Origin of the sequence: Pseudomonas sp. B21-040, assembly GCF_024748695.1 — a bacterium.
Classification (GTDB): Bacteria; Pseudomonadota; Gammaproteobacteria; order Pseudomonadales; family Pseudomonadaceae; genus Aquipseudomonas.
Window position 1 is genome coordinate 946342 of record NZ_CP087176.1, and the last position, 16455, is coordinate 962796.

The 16455-nt window shown below is 59.9% G+C and carries 13 protein-coding genes and 1 pseudogene; 12 read left to right on the forward strand and 2 right to left on the reverse strand.

All coding sequences use genetic code 11. From position 1 onward, the window contains the following. Positions 1-11 precede the first annotated feature (11 nt). Entirely contained in the window at positions 12-299 is a 288-nt protein-coding gene (gatC, locus tag LOY55_RS04170; RefSeq protein ID WP_046026838.1) for an Asp-tRNA(Asn)/Glu-tRNA(Gln) amidotransferase subunit GatC, read from the reverse strand. A 211-nt stretch (positions 300-510) separates the two neighbouring features. Here gatC and mreB point away from each other — a divergent pair, with 211 nt between their 5' ends. From mreB to tldD, 8 genes and pseudogenes are all read left to right on the forward strand, one after another. Next, a complete protein-coding gene (gene mreB, locus LOY55_RS04175; protein WP_002555108.1) occupies positions 511-1548 on the forward strand; it encodes a rod shape-determining protein MreB in 1038 nt (345 codons plus the stop codon). A gap of 178 nt (positions 1549-1726) precedes the next feature. Beyond that, a pseudogene (gene mreC / locus LOY55_RS04180) lies at positions 1727-2823 on the forward strand (rod shape-determining protein MreC). Continuing rightward, positions 2823-3314, forward strand: coding sequence for a rod shape-determining protein MreD (mreD, locus tag LOY55_RS04185; protein ID WP_046026836.1), 492 nt, complete (start codon positions 2823-2825; stop codon positions 3312-3314). The pseudogene mreC and the gene mreD overlap by 1 nt, the downstream one beginning before the upstream one ends. Positions 3315-3516: 202 nt before the next feature. Further along, positions 3517-4113 carry a nucleoside triphosphate pyrophosphatase gene (locus LOY55_RS04190; RefSeq protein ID WP_109787862.1) on the forward strand — a complete coding sequence of 199 codons (597 nt, stop codon included), beginning with the start codon at positions 3517-3519 and terminating at the stop codon, positions 4111-4113. Between the two features lie 57 nt (positions 4114-4170). Further along, complete coding sequence (rng, locus tag LOY55_RS04195) at positions 4171-5628, forward strand: ribonuclease G (RefSeq protein WP_046026834.1); 1458 nt, start codon at positions 4171-4173, stop codon at positions 5626-5628. 75 nt (positions 5629-5703) lie between these two features. After that, entirely contained in the window at positions 5704-9507 is a 3804-nt protein-coding gene (locus LOY55_RS04200) for a YhdP family protein (RefSeq protein ID WP_223523719.1), read from the forward strand. Between the two features lie 242 nt (positions 9508-9749). Next, positions 9750-10598, forward strand: coding sequence for a carbon-nitrogen hydrolase family protein (locus tag LOY55_RS04205; protein ID WP_046026832.1), 849 nt, complete (start codon positions 9750-9752; stop codon positions 10596-10598). 18 nt (positions 10599-10616) lie between these two features. Continuing rightward, positions 10617-12059 carry a metalloprotease TldD gene (gene tldD / locus LOY55_RS04210; RefSeq protein WP_046026831.1) on the forward strand — a complete coding sequence of 481 codons (1443 nt, stop codon included), beginning with the start codon at positions 10617-10619 and terminating at the stop codon, positions 12057-12059. A 61-nt stretch (positions 12060-12120) separates the two neighbouring features. Here the strand turns inward: tldD and yjgA are convergent, their stop codons facing one another. Further along, positions 12121-12645, reverse strand: a complete 525-nt coding sequence (yjgA, locus tag LOY55_RS04215; RefSeq protein ID WP_008026892.1) for a ribosome biogenesis factor YjgA — start codon at positions 12643-12645, stop codon at positions 12121-12123. Between the two features lie 107 nt (positions 12646-12752). Between yjgA and pmbA the strand changes: the two genes are divergently transcribed. The 4 genes from pmbA to LOY55_RS04235 all read left to right on the forward strand — a co-directional run bounded on the left by pmbA (position 12753) and on the right by LOY55_RS04235 (position 16455). Then, complete coding sequence (pmbA, locus tag LOY55_RS04220) at positions 12753-14099, forward strand: metalloprotease PmbA (RefSeq protein WP_046026830.1); 1347 nt, start codon at positions 12753-12755, stop codon at positions 14097-14099. Between the two features lie 135 nt (positions 14100-14234). After that, a complete protein-coding gene (locus tag LOY55_RS04225; protein WP_046026829.1) occupies positions 14235-14642 on the forward strand; it encodes a hypothetical protein in 408 nt (135 codons plus the stop codon). After that, positions 14623-15999, forward strand: coding sequence for an aspartate ammonia-lyase (locus LOY55_RS04230; protein WP_223523721.1), 1377 nt, complete (start codon positions 14623-14625; stop codon positions 15997-15999). The genes LOY55_RS04225 and LOY55_RS04230 overlap by 20 nt, the downstream gene beginning before the upstream one ends. Before the next feature lie 27 nt (positions 16000-16026). Then, positions 16027-16455 carry a hypothetical protein gene (locus LOY55_RS04235; RefSeq protein WP_046026827.1) on the forward strand — a complete coding sequence of 143 codons (429 nt, stop codon included), beginning with the start codon at positions 16027-16029 and terminating at the stop codon, positions 16453-16455.

Here is a 16455-nt window from a genome sequence, read left to right on the forward strand (position 1 = left end):
GCTCTTTCCCTTTAGTCGATGACTTTCGGAACCAGGTACAGGCCGTTTTCGACCGCTGGTGCGATGGACTGATAGGCCTCGCGATGATTGGTCTCGGTCACGACGTCTGCGCGCAGGCGCTGGCTGGCTTCCAGTGGGTGGGCCAGCGGCTCGATACCGTCGGTATTGACCGCCTGCATTTCGTCGACCAGACCCAGAATGCTATTCAGGGCCGAGGTGATTTGTGGAAGATCGGCATCATTGAGGCCCAGGCAGGCCAAATGAGCGATTTTTTCCACGTCGGAGCGTTCAAGCGCCATTGCGATTCTCCAGTGGAAAACAGAACGGACGGCGTCCGTGTGTTAGATTGTCGGAACACTACCGCATTTCTACGGTCATAAGGCCGCGATTGTGGGGGTTGGTGCACAGAAAAGCGGTCAATTTAACATATTGGCGCCTTGCCCAAAATCCCTGTCGTTGTTAGAGTTTGCCGCACTTTTTTACCCACGCGTTGCCTAGGGTCCCTTTCCCATGTTCAAGAAACTGCGTGGCATGTTTTCCAGCGATCTCTCCATTGACCTGGGCACTGCCAACACCCTTATTTACGTGCGCGAGCGCGGAATCGTCCTGAATGAGCCATCGGTTGTGGCTATTCGGACACACGGTAACCAGAAAAGTGTCGTTGCTGTCGGCACCGAGGCGAAGCGCATGCTCGGCCGAACGCCGGGCAACATTGCTGCCATTCGTCCGATGAAGGACGGCGTGATTGCCGACTTCAGCGTCTGCGAAAAGATGCTGCAATACTTTATCAACAAGGTTCACGAAAACAGCTTCCTGCAGCCTAGCCCTCGTGTGCTGATCTGCGTTCCGTGCAAATCGACTCAAGTTGAGCGTCGTGCCATCCGTGAATCGGCCCTTGGTGCCGGTGCTCGTGAAGTGTTCCTGATCGAAGAGCCAATGGCTGCTGCGATTGGTGCCGGCCTGCCGGTTGAAGAAGCACGCGGTTCGATGGTGGTCGATATCGGTGGTGGTACTACCGAAATCGCCCTGATCTCCCTGAACGGTGTGGTTTACGCTGAGTCCGTACGGGTTGGCGGCGACCGCTTCGACGAAGCGATCATCACCTACGTGCGTCGCAACTACGGCAGCCTGATCGGCGAATCCACCGCCGAGCGCATCAAACAGGAAATCGGTACAGCCTACCCAGGCGGCGAAGTTCGCGAAGTCGACGTTCGTGGCCGTAACCTGGCCGAAGGCGTTCCACGCGCATTCACCCTGAACTCCAATGAAGTGCTGGAAGCTCTGCAAGAGTCCCTGGCCACCATCGTTCAGGCTGTGAAAAGCGCACTGGAGCAATCGCCTCCGGAGCTGGCGTCCGATATCGCCGAGCGTGGCCTGGTTCTGACCGGTGGTGGCGCCTTGCTGCGCGACCTCGACAAGTTGCTGGCCCAGGAAACAGGTCTGCCGGTGATCGTCGCCGAAGACCCGCTGACCTGCGTTGCTCGCGGCGGTGGCCGTGCATTGGAAATGATGGATAAACACACCATGGACCTGCTATCCAGCGAGTGATCTCGCCGGTTGCATCTATGCTGTTGGCGCGCAGGCAGCACTTTGCAGTGCTGCCTGTTGGCGTTTATCTTCTGTCAGTCTGCATCCAGGCCGGTTTGATGCCGTATGAATAAAGAGAACATTTGCCTGGGAGGAGCGGCTTATTAAACCGCTTTTCACCAAAGGGCCTTCACTGGGCGTGCGCTTATTAGTGCTGGTCGTGCTATCGGTCGCGCTGATGGTGGTCGATGCCCGCTTCACACTGCTCAAGCCAGTGCGTAGCCAAATGTCGCTGGTGCTGATGCAGTCTTACTGGATCACCGACCTGCCGCAGCGGCTATGGCAGGGTGTGGCCAGCCAATTTGGCAGCCGTACCGAGCTCGTCGCCGAAAACGAAAAACTCAAAGCGAAAACCTGCTGTTGCAGGGACGCATGCAAAAGCTTGCCTCCCTGACCGAGCAGAACGTTCGGCTGCGCGAGTTGCTCAATTCTTCCGCGCTGGTCAACGAAAAGGTCGAAGTGGCCGAGTTGATCGGCATGGACCCGAACCCCTTCACCCATCGCATCATCATCAATAAAGGTGAGCGCGACGGGGTGATCCTCGGTCAGCCGGTGCTCGATGCCCGCGGCCTGATGGGGCAGGTGGTCGAATTGATGCCCTACACCTCCCGTGTATTGCTGCTGACCGACACCACCCACAGCATTCCGGTGCAGGTGAACCGCAACGGTCTTCGGGCGATTGCCAGCGGCACCGGCAACCCGGAGCGCCTGGAACTGCGTCACGTTGCCGATACTGCAGACATCAAGGAAGGCGACCTGTTGGTCAGCTCCGGCCTCGGTCAGCGGTTCCCGGCTGGTTACCCGGTGGCGACCGTCAAGGAAGTGATTCACGACTCCGGCCAGCCGTTTGCCATTGTTCGCGCCGTGCCGACCGCTGCCTTGAACCGCAGTCGCTACTTGCTGTTGGTGTTCAGCGACGGCCGTACTGCCGAAGAGCGTGCCAACGAAGCGGCCCAGGCTCAGGAAGCACTGGACCAGCATGGTGGCGGGCCGATCATTCCGGCCACCGTACCCAAACCAGTGCCGGCGACCACGGCGGTGCCCGCCGCCAACGCAGCGCCTGCCACACCTGTCGCGCCTCCAGCTGCACCGGCCGCACCGGCACCGGCGGCAACCCCGGCCAAACCCGCTGCCGCCAAACCGCACGCGTCGCAACCTGCCGCCGCTAAACCGGCCGTGAAGCCTGCCGCCAAACCGCCTGTCCCCGCGCCGGCTTCTACTGGGAGAGAAGAATAATGGTCGGCGTCAAAGCTTCCCGAAATAGCTGGATTGTCTGGCTGACGTTCGCTATCGGCCTGTTGCTCAGTATCTCGCCCCTGCCGCAATTCATGGAAATCCTTCGCCCGCTGTGGCTGGCGTTGCTGCTCGCGTTCTGGGCGCTGACCCTGCCGCAAAAGGTCGGCATGGTCACCGCATGGTGCCTGGGCTTGGCTGAAGACGTGCTTTACGGCACGTTGCTTGGCCAGAATGCGCTGATCCTGACGTTGATCACTTTTCTGGTGTTGTCACTACAACAGCGCTTGCGCATGTTCCCGATGTGGCAACAGAGCCTGGTGATCCTGGTGATCTTCGGCCTCGCGCAGCTGGTTCAGCTGTGGCTGAGCGCCTTGACCGGCAATCGCCAGCCAACCCTGGCGCTGGTGCTGCCGGCACTGGTCAGTGCGTTGCTCTGGCCTTGGGTCAGCTACGGTTTGCGTGGTCTGCGTCGACGCTACAAAATCAATTAATTCGGTCAGGCATTTGCCCGCGCCGGTGCCCTGTCTCGCAAATACGTTCCTTTTTTGGCGAGTGGCTGTTGTTGCCAGACAAGGCGCCATGCCAAGTCATAGCTCGCTATGGCGAGAAGCGGCAACGCAGTATGGCAACAACAGACGCCGCCAAAAAGGAACAGTATTTGTGAGACAGGGCACTGGACAGGGAGACGTCTTGATGAAAAAGCTATACCTCGCCTCAGGCTCGCCGCGTCGGCGTGAACTGCTCACGCAGATCGGCGTGCCATTCTCCGCCATCAGCGCGGACATCGATGAAACCCCTTTACCTCAAGAATCCCCGTCGGCCTATGTCGAGCGCCTGGCGCGCGGCAAGGCCGAAGTCGGGCGCGGAACAGTTGTTTCCGACGTCGATTTTTGCGTGTTGGGTGCCGACACCGCCGTGGTGCTGGACGGCAAAATTCTGGGAAAACCGGTGGACGAAGCCGATGCGTGCGCCATGCTTATGCTGTTGGCCGGTCGTGAGCATGAGGTGCTGACCGCCATCGCCGTACTCGACGCCGAGCGCTGCGAGTCGCTGGTGGTGCGCAGTCTGGTGCGGTTTCGCAACATCAGTCGCGAAGAAGCGGCAGCCTACTGGGCCAGCGGTGAGCCTCGTGACAAGGCGGGTGGCTACGGAATTCAGGGGGTGGGTGCGGTATTTGTTGCCGGGCTCGATGGCAGTTACTCGGCGGTGGTCGGGTTGCCGCTGTGCGAAACCGCGGAACTGCTCGGCCATTTCGGCATACCCTGTTGGCAAACACTTAACGCGCGCTAAGCGTCGTACTGACAAGATGCAGCCACTATCGTGAACATGCCCGAACGAGACCCTGCCATGAGTGAAGAGATTCTGATCAACATCACGCCGATGGAATCGCGCGTGGCGGTGGTCGAAAACGGTGTTCTGCAAGAGGTCCACGTCGAGCGTACGCAAAAGCGCGGGATCGTCGGCAACATCTATAAAGGCAAGGTTGTGCGGGTTCTACCCGGCATGCAGGCAGCGTTCGTCGACATCGGCCTGGACCGCGCCGCGTTCATCCATGCCTCGGAGATCTCCCTGCGTGAAGGCCCGGTGGTCGAGAGCATCAGCGCTCTGGTCCATGAAGGCCAGAGCCTGGTGGTCCAGGTCACCAAGGACCCGATCGGCTCCAAAGGCGCACGCCTGACGACTCAGTTGTCGATTCCATCACGCTATCTGGTGTACATGCCGCGTACCGCCCACGTCGGTATTTCGCTGAAGATCGAAGACGAGGCCGAGCGCGAGCGCCTCAAGCAAGTGGTCACCGATTGCGTGGCCAAAGAAGGCATCAAGGAGGCTGGCGGTTTCATTTTGCGCACCGCCGCCGAAGGGGCGGGCGCCGATGAGATCCTCATGGACATCCGCTACTTGCGCAGGCTCTGGGATCAGATCAACGAGCAGATCAAAACCATCAGTGCGCCGAGTGTGATCTACGAAGACCTCGGCCTGGCGTTGCGGACCTTGCGTGACCTGGTGAGCCCGAAGATCGAGAAGATTCGCATCGACTCCCGGGAAACCTTTCAGAAAACCACGCAGTTCGTCGCCGAACTGATGCCGGAAATCGCTGATCGTCTTGAACACTACCCAGGCGAGCGGCCCATTTTCGACTTGTACGGCGTGGAAGACGAAATCCAGAAAGCCCTGGAGCGCAAAGTCCCGCTCAAGTCCGGCGGTTACCTGGTGGTCGATCCGGCGGAAGCCATGAGCACCATCGACGTCAACACCGGGGCCTTCGTCGGCCATCGCAACCTTGAAGAAACCATCTTCAAGACCAACCTCGAAGCCGCCACCGCGATTGCCCGTCAGCTGCGCCTGCGCAATCTGGGCGGGATCATCATCATCGACTTCATCGACATGGAAGACGAAGAACACCAGCGCCAGGTATTGCGCACGCTTGAGAAGCAACTGGAACGCGATCACGCCAAAACCAACATCATCGGCATCACTGAGTTGGGCCTGGTGCAGATGACCCGCAAGCGCACCCGCGAAAGTCTCGAACAGGTGCTGTGCGAGCCGTGCAGCAGCTGTCAGGGGCGCGGCAAGCTGAAGACCCCTGAAACGGTCTGCTACGAAATTTTTCGAGAAATTCTCCGCGAGGCTCGCGCCTATCAGGCGGAGGGCTATCGTGTATTGGCGAACCAGAAAGTTGTCGACCGCTTGCTCGACGAAGAGTCAGGTAACGTTGCCGAGCTGGAAGGATTTATCGGACGCACCATTCGATTCCAGGTGGAAACCATGTATTCCCAGGAACAATACGACGTGGTGTTGCTCTGAATCGCGGTGTTCCAACCTTACTAGAACGGCTGGCCTCAGCTTTTTGCAGCATTTTTGCCATGGGAGCCAACTGACATGGAGCGTCTGACACGCATTTTGGTCGCACTCACCCGCTGGGGGCTGGGCCTGTGCGCGTTGGCATTGGTGTTGATGGCGTTGTACGTCAGCCTCGGCCGGGAGCTGACGCCACTGGTGGCTGAATACCGGGCCGAGGTCGAAACCAAAGCCCGTGAGGCCTTCGGCGTGCCATTGCAAATCGGCGAGCTTGAAGGCAGCTGGAGTGGTTTTGCGCCGATCCTGTTCGCCCATGACGTAACGGTCGGCGAAGGTGCCAATGCCTTGCGCCTGGATCAGGTGCGTGCGGTGCCTGACCTTTGGGGCAGCCTGTTGGCTCGTCAGTTGCGCATCGCTCACCTGGAGCTCAATGGCCTGAAGATCAGCCTCAAGGAAGGCACCGACGGGCAGTGGGCGCTGGAAGGGTTGCCGGTGCAGAAGGATCAGCCGCTGGATCCCGAGCAACTGCTCAATCGCATGCAGATCGTCCAGCAGTTGTCGGTGATCGACAGTCAGGTGACCTTGCAACCACTGGATCAACCGGCGCTGACCTTGACCTACGTCGGCTTCACTCTGAAAACCGGAGCTTCGCGGCAGCGTCTCGATGCCCGAATGACCCTGCCTGATGGCCAGCCAGTGGCCATGAGCCTGCGTACCCGTATCCGCGCCAGCCAGTGGCAGGATGGGGAGGCCGAGGCCTATCTGAGCCTGCCGCAAAGCGATTGGTCGAAATGGCTGCCCGAGCGCCTGACCCAGCAATGGAATTTTTCCGAGATCAAGGCCGGCGGCGAGCTCTGGATCAATTGGGGCCAGCGCACATTGCAAAGCGCGGCGATTCGCCTCAACGCGCCGCAACTCAAAGGGGCGTACGCCGAGCGCAAGCCGATCCAGATCAACAACCTGGCGCTCAATGGCTATTTCCAGCGCAATGCCGAAGGCTTCTTGGTGACCCTGGATTCGCTGGCCATGAGCTTCGGCGAGACGCGCTGGGAGTCGCATCTGCAACTCAAACAGACGTCGGCCACTGACAAGGTCGAAGAACTCTGGCACCTGCAAGCCGATCGACTCGACCTCACCCCGCTCACGCCGCTGCTGAACGCCTTGGGCCCACTGCCCAAAGGTGTCGCCACGGCAGTCGAAAAACTCAAAGTGACCGGTGGGCTGCGTAATGTGCTGATCGACATGCGGCCCAATGCCACTGACGACAGCAAGTTCAGCTTCGCCGCGAACCTTGACCGGGTAGGTTTTGATGCCTATGCCGGCGCCCCGGCGGCGCGAAATGTAAGCGGCAGCATCAGCGGTGACCTCGGCAAGGGTGAGCTGCGCATGGACAGCAAGGACTTTGTCCTGCACCTGGACCCCATTTTCGCCAAGCCATGGCAGTACATCCAGGCCAACGCCACGTTGACCTGGAAACTCGATAAAGAAGGCTTCACCCTGATCGCGCCCTACCTCAAGGTGCTTGGCGAAGAGGGCAAGATTGCCGGCGATTTTCTGATTCGCCTGTATTTTGATCCCGCCAAGGAAGATTACATGGACCTGCGGGTGGGTATGGTGGAAGGCGATGGGCGCTACACCGCCAAGTACCTGCCGACCGTCCTCAGCCCCGCACTCGACGAATGGTTGCGTACGGCCATTCTCAAAGGCGCGGTGGATGAAGGTTTCTTCCAGTATCAGGGGTCGCTGAACCATGGCGTCGCTGATACCGCCCGCAGCATCAGCCTGTTCTTCAAGGTGCACGATGCCGAGCTGGCGTTCCAGCCAGGCTGGCCGCATGTCAGCAAAGTCACGGGTGATGTGTTTGTCGAAGACAGTGGTGTGCGGATTCTGGCCAGCAAGGGCCAGTTGCTCGACACTCAGGTCAAGGACATCTACGTCAATATTCCCCATGTGCCGGATGGAAAAAGCGTCCACCTGTTCCTTGACGGCGAGTTTGCTGGCGGCTTGGGTGATGGGCTGAAGATTCTTCAGGAGGCCCCCATCGGTACAGCTGAAACCTTCGCCAAATGGGAAGGTGAGGGCGAGCTGCAAGGCAAACTGAAACTGGATATCCCGCTGGTCAAAGACGAGAAGCCGAAAATTCTGGTTGACTTCAAAACAGCCAAGGCGCGTCTGAAACTTCCCGAACCACCGCTGGAGCTGACTCAGCTCAAGGGCGATTTCCGCTTCGACAGCACCAAGGGTCTGAGCGGGCAGAACATCAGCGCCCGTGCCTTTGATAAACCGGTCACCGCGCAGATTTTCGCTGATGGCAACGCCAGCAATCTCAAGACTCGCGTTACGGCTTCCGGTCATGTCGAAGTCAAAAAACTCACTCAGTGGTTGAACGTGACTCAGCCGTTGCCGGTGTCCGGGGTGATCCCGTATCAATTGCAACTGACCCTGGATGGCGCCGACAGCCAGTTGATGGTCAATTCCAACCTCAGAGGCGTGACGGTTGATCTGCCGGCTCCGTTCGGCATGGCAGCCGATGCGGGGCGCGACACGACATTTCGCATGACCTTGCAAGGTGCGGAGCGTCGTTATTGGGTCAACTATGGTGAGTTGGCAAACTTCACGTTTGCAGCCCCGAACGGCAATTTTGCCGAAGGTCGTGGTGAGCTGTTCCTCGGTGGTGGCAATGCCGTGTTGCCCGGTACCAAAGGCCTGCGCGTGCGTGGCGTACTGTCGGAACTGGATGTCGGCCCCTGGAAGGATTTGGTGGACAAGTACGCTGGCCAGGATCCGGGTGGCAATGCCAAGCAGTTCTTCAGCGGTGCAGACTTCCAGATTGGCAAGCTCAGTGCACTGGGCAGTACCCTCGACAAGGCATCGGTGCAGATAAACCGAAAGCCCGCCGCCTGGGCTTTGCAGCTCGACAGCCAGCAGGTCAAAGGCACGGTCGGTGTGCCTGACGCGAAAGGCGCGCCGATCACGGTCAATCTGCAATACGTGCGGCTACCCGCGCCGGATCCCAAGGCACTGACCGACGATAATGCGCCCGACCCTCTGGCCACGGTTGACCCGACAAAAATTCCGGCGCTGGACATCACCATCAATCAGCTGTTCCTGGGCCAGGATCTGGTGGGTGGCTGGTCGCTGAAAGTCCGTCCGACGCCTCGGGGTATTGCATTCAATAACCTGGACATGGGGCTCAAAGGCATTCTGTTGCAGGGCAGTGGCGGTTGGGAAGGTGCGCCAGGGAGTTCCAGCAGTTGGTACAAGGGGCGAATCAGCGGCAAGAATCTAGCCGATGTGCTCAAGGGCTGGGGGTTTGCACCGAGTGTCACCAGCGAAGAGTTCCATATGGATGTTGACGGTCGCTGGCCCGGTTCGCCGGCGTGGCTGGCCAGCAAACGGTTCTCCGGCACCCTTGATGCCTCCCTTACCAAGGGCCAGTTTGTTGAAGTCGACGGCAGTGCCCAGGCGCTGAGAGTCTTCGGCTTGCTTAACTTCAATTCCATCGGTCGCCGTTTGCGCCTGGACTTTTCCGACCTGTTCGGCAAAGGGTTGAGTTATGACCGGGTCAAAGGTTTGCTGGTCGGTACCAATGGCGTCTACGTCACCCGTGAACCGATCCGGATGACCGGTCCGTCCAGCAATGTTGAACTCGATGGCACGCTCAATCTGGTGGGTGATCAAATCGACGCCAAATTGCTGGTGACGTTACCGGTTACCAACAACTTGCCGATTGCCGCGTTGATCGTTGGCGCGCCGGCCGTTGGCGGCGCGCTGTTCCTGATCGACAAACTGATTGGTGATCGCATGGCGCGGTTTGCCAGTGTGAAATACACCGTCAAAGGCCCGTGGAAAGAGCCGAAAATCACCTTCGACAAACCTTTTTGAGTCGCTTTTCGAAAAGGCACTCGCCAAGGCGATGGAGTAGCATGGCCGAACACATTTCAATCAGCGACGCAGATCCTGTAGCAGCTGGCGAAGCCTGCGTCCGGCTGCGCAGCAGTCGTGAACCCGGTCAACATGGTCTTGCAGGTAAACCGTGCAATCCGGTGTTACGACTGCTGCGCAGCCGGACGCAGGCTTCGCCAGCTGCTACAGGTTGGCGGACACTTCTCAAGTAAGGAAAGGCCATGTCTGTAGCGGTGATTCAAATGGTCAGCCAGAGCGATGTGCTGGCCAATCTGGCCCAGGCTCGCCGCCTGCTTGAGCAAGCGGCGGCCGGTGGCGCGCAACTGGCCGTGCTGCCGGAAAACTTCGCCGCGATGGGCCGTCGCGACATCGCCGATATCGGCCGCGCCGAGGCGTTGGGCGACGGGCCGATCCTGCCATGGTTGAAACAGACCGCCCTCGACCTCAAGTTATGGATAGTCGCCGGCACATTGCCGTTGCCGCCGGTGGATCAACCGACGGCGAAGGTGCATGCCTGTTCGCTGTTGGTGAATGACCATGGCGAAACGGTGGCGCGCTACGACAAGCTGCACTTGTTTGATGTGGACGTTGCGGACAATCGCGGGCGTTATCGCGAGTCCGATGACTATGCTTATGGCAGTGGCGTGGTGGTTGCGGATACGCCGGTCGGTCGAGTCGGCCTGACGGTGTGTTACGACCTGCGCTTCCCGGAGTTGTACAGCGAATTACGGGCTGCCGGGGCGGAATTGATTACCGCACCGTCGGCGTTTACCGCGGTGACCGGGGCGGCGCATTGGGATGTGCTGATTCGCGCCCGAGCCATCGAGACTCAATGTTATGTGCTGGCGGCCGCGCAGGGTGGGACTCATCCGGGGCCGCGAGAAACCTGGGGGCATGCCGCCATCGTCGACCCTTGGGGCCGGATACTGGCGCAACAGGATCAAGGCGAGGCCGTGCTGCTGGCCGAACGAGATAGCAGCGAACAGGCGTCCATCCGGGCGCGGATGCCGGTGTCCAGTCACCGGCGCTTTTTCTCGCAGGGCGCTCAGCGACCTGCCTCAGAACGATGAATTGAAGGCGTAAAGCATATGAGCGAGTTGTTGTCCTCAGTCAGTGAACACCTCCTGGCGCCCGGTGGCGTAACGATCGAGAGCTTGCAAGGCGTGCTCGGCGACCTGGCTGGCCCGGGTATCGATGCTGCCGACCTGTATTTCCAGGGGCAGATTTCCGAGTCCTGGGCGCTGGAAGACGGGATCGTCAAGGAAGGCAGCTTCAACCTCGACCAGGGCGTCGGCGTACGCGCGCAATCGGGTGAAAAGACCGGTTTTGCCTACAGCAATGCCATCACCCTGGAAGCCCTCGGTGCCGCGGCCCGTGCCGCGCGCTCAATCTCCCGCGCCGGGCAGAACGGCACGGTGCAGGCTTTCACGACCCAGGACGTCGCCCAGTTGTATGGGCCGGACAACCCGCTGGAAGTGATCAGCCGCGCCGAAAAAGTCGAACTCCTTAAACGCATCGATGCGGCTACTCGTGCTCTCGATCCGCGTATCCAGCAAGTCACTGTGAGCATGGCCGGTGTCTGGGAGCGGATTCTGGTGGCCTCTACTGACGGCGGCCTGGCTGCGGATGTACGGCCATTGGTGCGCTTCAATGTCAGTGTGATCGTCGAACAGAACGGTCGCCGCGAGCGTGGCGGTCATGGTGGCGGTGGTCGTACCGATTACCGTTATTTCCTCAGCGATGACCGCGCCATGGGTTACGCCCGTGAAGCATTGCGTCAGGCACTGGTTAACCTTGAAGCCATTCCGGCGCCGGCCGGTACGTTGCCGGTGGTGCTGGGTTCCGGCTGGTCTGGCGTGCTGCTGCACGAAGCGGTCGGCCATGGTCTGGAAGGTGACTTCAACCGCAAGGGCAGCTCTGCCTACAGCGGGCGCATGGGCGAAATGGTTGCGTCCAAACTGTGCACCATCGTCGATGACGGTACGTTGGCGGGCCGTCGAGGTTCCCTGAACGTCGACGACGAAGGCACCCCGACCGAGTGCACCACGCTGATCGAAAACGGCGTACTCAAAGGCTATATGCAGGACAAGCTCAATGCGCGTCTGATGGGCGTGGCTCGTACCGGCAACGGTCGTCGCGAATCTTATGCGCACCTGCCGATGCCGCGCATGACCAACACCTACATGCTGGCGGGCGAAAGCGATCCGGCAGAAATCATCGCCTCGGTGAAGCGCGGCATCTACTGCGCCAATCTCGGCGGCGGACAGGTGGACATCACCAGCGGCAAATTCGTGTTCTCGACCAGCGAGGCGTACCTGATCGAAGACGGCAAGATTACTGCCCCGGTCAAAGGCGCGACGTTGATCGGCAACGGGCCGGAAGCCATGAGCAAGGTGTCGATGGTCGGTAACGATCTGGCGCTGGACAGCGGCGTGGGTACGTGTGGCAAGGATGGGCAGTCGGTGCCGGTGGGTGTCGGCCAGCCAACGCTGAAAATCGATGCGATCACTGTGGGTGGCACAGGCGCATAAGTGGCTTTTGAGAAAAGAGAAGCTTCGGGTGAGCCGCTTGGCGACTCACCCGAGAAGGGACTTAACGCAGGCCGCGTTGAGTCTCATCCAGCTCACGGATGTACTTGAAGATTTTACGGCTCGATGCCGGTGGCTTGTTGGTCGCCAGTTCGTGCTGGGCCTGACGGATCAGGGAGCGCAATTGCTGACGATCAGCTTCCGGGTAGTCGAGCACGAACTTCTCCAGGACTGCATCGTCGCCCGCGATCAAGCGATCGCGCCAGCGTTCCAGGCCATGGAAACGTTCGTTGTACTGCCGAGTGGAGGCATCGAGTTGATCGAGCAAGGTCAGAATGGCGTCAGTGTCCTGATCGCGCATCAGTTTACCGATGAACATGAGGTGCCGTTTACGCGCGATATTCGCGGTGTGCTTGGGGGCATCGCCCAGAGCCCGGCGCAAAGCGTCGGTCAACGGCAGTTTTGCCAGCAAGTCAGGCTTGAGTGTTGTAAGGCGCTCGCCAAGGTCAACCAGAGCATGAAGCTCACGTTTAACCTGGGATTTGCTTTTTTCTCCCGTATCGAGGGAGTCGTCGTAAGAATCAACCATGGTGGCCGTCCGCAAAGAAACGCCGCCATGATAACCAGTCGGGGGCCGCTTGTCCGGCCCGGTCGCTCGAAGGCCATACCGAAAGCAGAATTTGAGTGGAGAACAGCATGAGTGCAGTTGAAAGCGTCGGCCCACAAGCGTTGCCGGCACTGCAAGAACAAGTCGAGCAGATCATTGCTGAAGCCAAGCGTCAGGGCGCCAGTGCCTGCGAAGTCGCCGTGTCCCTGGAACAGGGCCTGTCGACGTCGGTGCGCCAGCGCGAGGTCGAAACCGTCGAGTTCAACCGCGATCAGGGCTTTGGCATCACCTTGTATGTCGGCCAGCGCAAGGGCTCGGCCAGCACCTCGGCCAGCGGCCCTGACGCCATTCGGGAAACCGTCGCGGCGGCGCTGGCCATCGCCAAGCACACGTCCGAAGACGAAGCCTCGGGCCTGGCCGATGCTGCGTTGATGGCCCGCGACCTGCAGGATTTCGACCTGTTCCACCAATGGGACATCACTCCGGAACAAGCCATCGAGCAAGCGCTGGCTTGCGAAGCCGCAGCGTTTGCCACCGATAGCCGAATCAAGAATGCCGACGGCACCACGCTCAGCACCCATCAGGGCTGCCGCGTGTACGGCAACAGTCATGGGTTTATCGGCGGCTACGCGTCGACCCGACACAGCTTGAGTTGCGTGATGATTGCCGAGGCCGATGGCCAGATGCAGCGCGATTACTGGTACGACGTAAACCGCCAGGGCAACTTGCTGACCGATCCGGCGATCATCGGTCAGCGTGCCGCGCAGCGGGCGGCGAGCCGTCTGGGCGCGCGTCCCGTACCGACCTGCGAAGTACCGGTGTTGTTTTCCGCTGAACTGGCCGGTGGTTTGTTCGGCAGCTTTCTCTCGGCCATTTCCGGCGGCAGTCTGTACCGCAAGTCGTCGTTCCTTGAAGGCACACTGGGGCAGAAGTTGTTTCCGGAGTGGTTGACCATCGATGAGCGTCCGCATTTGATGCGCGCCATGGGCAGTTCCGCGTTCGATGGCGACGGCCTGGCGACTTACGCCAAGCCGTTCGTCGAAAAGGGTGAGTTGGTGTCCTACATCCTCGGCACGTACTCCGGGCGCAAGCTCGGGATGCCGAGTACTGCCAACGCCGGCGGTGTGCACAACTTGTTTGTCACCCATGGCGATGAAGATCAGGCCGCGTTGCTGCGTCGCATGGGCCGTGGCCTGCTGGTCACAGAGCTGATGGGGCAGGGCCTGAACATGGTCACCGGCGATTACTCCCGTGGCGCAGCGGGTTACTGGGTCGAGAACGGCGAAATCCAGTTTGCCGTGCAGGAAGTGACCATCGCCGGCAACATGCGTGACATGTTCAAGCAGATCGTTGCGGTCGGTAATGATCTGGAATTGCGCAGCAACATTCGCACAGGTTCGGTGCTGATCGAACGCATGACGGTCGCGGGTAGCTAACGCTTAACCGTTACGCAAAAAGGCGCGTTACCCGGCTGTGGGAAACGCGCCTTTTTTATGCCTCGATTTTATCGGGGTTGTTTTGGTTCTCATTAACATCTAATAATTAATCTCATTACCGAATGAGCCCGGATCATGAGTTCTGCCTTGCACGAGCAGCCTTACCTCGAAAGCTGGCGCTGGATGAGTCGCCAGATCCGTTGCGCCATGGACCCTGACGAACCACGCCTGATCGCCCATTACCTGGCTGAAGGCCGGTATTTGGCCTGTTGCACGGCAACGTCTCCCTGGACCATCGCCGAAACTTCCTTCCGTTTGTTACTCGACACTGCCGCCGATGTCGCGCTGCCCTGGCATTGGCGCACTTACTGCCTCGACCAGGCCTGGCGCCCGCTGCGTGAACTCGAACGCCTCTCTCTGTGCAAGTGCCGCCTCACGCGCTGGCAACGCTACACCTGGCAACTGGCGACCTGCGAGTTGCAGCCCTCGATTCCCCTCATAGAACTGGTGCAAGGATTTTCTGATGACCAAGACACGCATTGAACGCGACAGCATGGGCGAGCTTCAGGTCCCGGTGGATGCGCTCTATGGCGCGCAGACCCAACGGGCGGTGGATAACTTCCCGATCAGCGGCAAGCCGATGCCCGTGCAGTTCATCCGCGCGCTGATCCTGGCCAAAGCGGCCGCCGCCCGGGCCAACGTCGAGCTCAAGCAAATCAGCGAAGCTCAGGGCGGTGCCATTGTCGAGGCGGCATTGGGTCTGCTCAACGGCGATTTCATGCAGCACTTCCCGGTGGACATCTTCCAGACTGGCTCGGGCACCAGCTCGAACATGAATGCCAACGAAGTGATCGCCACCCTGGCCAGCCGTGTACTCGGTGAGCCGGTGAACCCCAACGATCACGTCAATTGCGGCCAAAGCAGCAACGACATTATCCCGACGACGATCCATGTCAGCGCGGCGCTGGCGTTGCATGAACAGCTGCTGCCGGCGCTGCTGCGTCTGGTGCAGGTGATCGAGCACAAGGCTGAGACCGTTCATCACCACATCAAAACCGGTCGCACTCATTTAATGGACGCGATGCCGGTGCGCATGAGCCAAGTGCTTAACGGATGGGCGCAGCAACTCAAAGCCAACATCGGTCATCTGCAAAACCTGCTGCCAAGCCTGCAATCCCTGGCGCAGGGCGGCACCGCGGTGGGCACCGGCATCAACGCGCATCCCGAGTTCGCCGCGCGTTTCAGTCAACAACTGAGCGAGCTGACCCACGTCCCATTCAAGCCCGGTACCGATCTGTTTGCGCTGATCGGCTCCCAGGACACGGCCGTTGCGGTCTCCGGGCAGCTCAAGGCGACGGCGGTGTCCTTGATGAAAATTGCCAACGACCTGCGCTGGATGAATTCCGGTCCGCTGGCCGGTCTGGGGGAGATCGAGCTCGAAGCCTTGCAGCCGGGCTCGTCGATCATGCCCGGTAAGGTCAACCCGGTGATCCCGGAAGCCACCGCGATGGTCGCCGCTCAGGTGATCGGCAACGACACCGTGATCACCATCGCCGGTCAGTCAGGCAATTTCGAACTGAACGTGATGCTGCCAATCATCGCCCAGAACCTGCTCAGCAGCATTGAATTGCTGGCCAACGCCAGCCATCTGCTGGGTGAAAAAGCGATCTCCAGCTTCAAGGTCAACGAAGCCAGACTCAAGGAAGCGCTGTCGCGCAATCCGATTCTGGTCACCGCACTCAACCCGATCATTGGTTACCAAAAAGCCGCCGAGATTGCCAAGAAGGCTTATCAGCAAGGTCGGCCGGTTATCGACGTGGCACTGGAACACACCGACCTGACCCGCAACCAGCTTGAGGTTTTGCTGGACCCGGAAAAACTCACCGCTGGCGGCGTGTAATCACTGCCACCGCTTTGGAGGCTCACCATGGAGCACTGGAAACGCACGATCGAAAGGGCTAATCACTGTTTCATGCTGGGCGAACTGGTCGATGCCCGCGAGGCTTACTTGCAGGCACTGGCCCTGGCTCAAGTGTTGTTTGAGCGTTGGGCGGATGCCGACGAAGCGGTGGCGGCTTGCGTGATTTCCCACCACAACCTGGCGGACCTGCATCTGCGGCTGAACCAGCCGGAGGAGAGCGCCGAGTATTTGTGTGCGATCCACCAACGGTTGTTGCAGACCCTGCAGGATCCGCGTCTGGCACCGGCCCTGCGCGATGCCGCACTGCGCCAAAGCAGCAAAACCTATGTCGAACTGCTGAATTTCATCAGCGAGCACGGCGAGTACCCGCGCACCCATCGTTTGCTGCACAGCCCGGCGGTCGCGCCTGCGCCTTTACATCATGGAGTCCATTGA

Bases quoted from the DNA above. Each gene is read 5' to 3' on its own strand.
- yjgA (WP_008026892.1), bottom strand. From the start codon at position 12,645: ATGGTTGATTCTTACGACGACTCCCTCGATACGGGAGAAAAAAGCAAA.
- mreD (WP_046026836.1), top strand. From the start codon at position 2,823: ATGGTCGGCGTCAAAGCTTCCCGAAATAGCTGGATTGTCTGGCTGACG.
- LOY55_RS04205 (WP_046026832.1), top strand. From the start codon at position 9,750: ATGTCTGTAGCGGTGATTCAAATGGTCAGCCAGAGCGATGTGCTGGCC.
- mreB (WP_002555108.1), top strand. From the start codon at position 511: ATGTTCAAGAAACTGCGTGGCATGTTTTCCAGCGATCTCTCCATTGAC.
- LOY55_RS04230 (WP_223523721.1), top strand. From the start codon at position 14,623: ATGACCAAGACACGCATTGAACGCGACAGCATGGGCGAGCTTCAGGTC.
- pmbA (WP_046026830.1), top strand. From the start codon at position 12,753: ATGAGTGCAGTTGAAAGCGTCGGCCCACAAGCGTTGCCGGCACTGCAA.
- rng (WP_046026834.1), top strand. From the start codon at position 4,171: ATGAGTGAAGAGATTCTGATCAACATCACGCCGATGGAATCGCGCGTG.
- LOY55_RS04190 (WP_109787862.1), top strand. From the start codon at position 3,517: ATGAAAAAGCTATACCTCGCCTCAGGCTCGCCGCGTCGGCGTGAACTG.
- tldD (WP_046026831.1), top strand. From the start codon at position 10,617: ATGAGCGAGTTGTTGTCCTCAGTCAGTGAACACCTCCTGGCGCCCGGT.
- LOY55_RS04200 (WP_223523719.1), top strand. From the start codon at position 5,704: ATGGAGCGTCTGACACGCATTTTGGTCGCACTCACCCGCTGGGGGCTG.
- gatC (WP_046026838.1), bottom strand. From the start codon at position 299: ATGGCGCTTGAACGCTCCGACGTGGAAAAAATCGCTCATTTGGCCTGC.
- LOY55_RS04225 (WP_046026829.1), top strand. From the start codon at position 14,235: ATGAGTTCTGCCTTGCACGAGCAGCCTTACCTCGAAAGCTGGCGCTGG.
- LOY55_RS04235 (WP_046026827.1), top strand. From the start codon at position 16,027: ATGGAGCACTGGAAACGCACGATCGAAAGGGCTAATCACTGTTTCATG.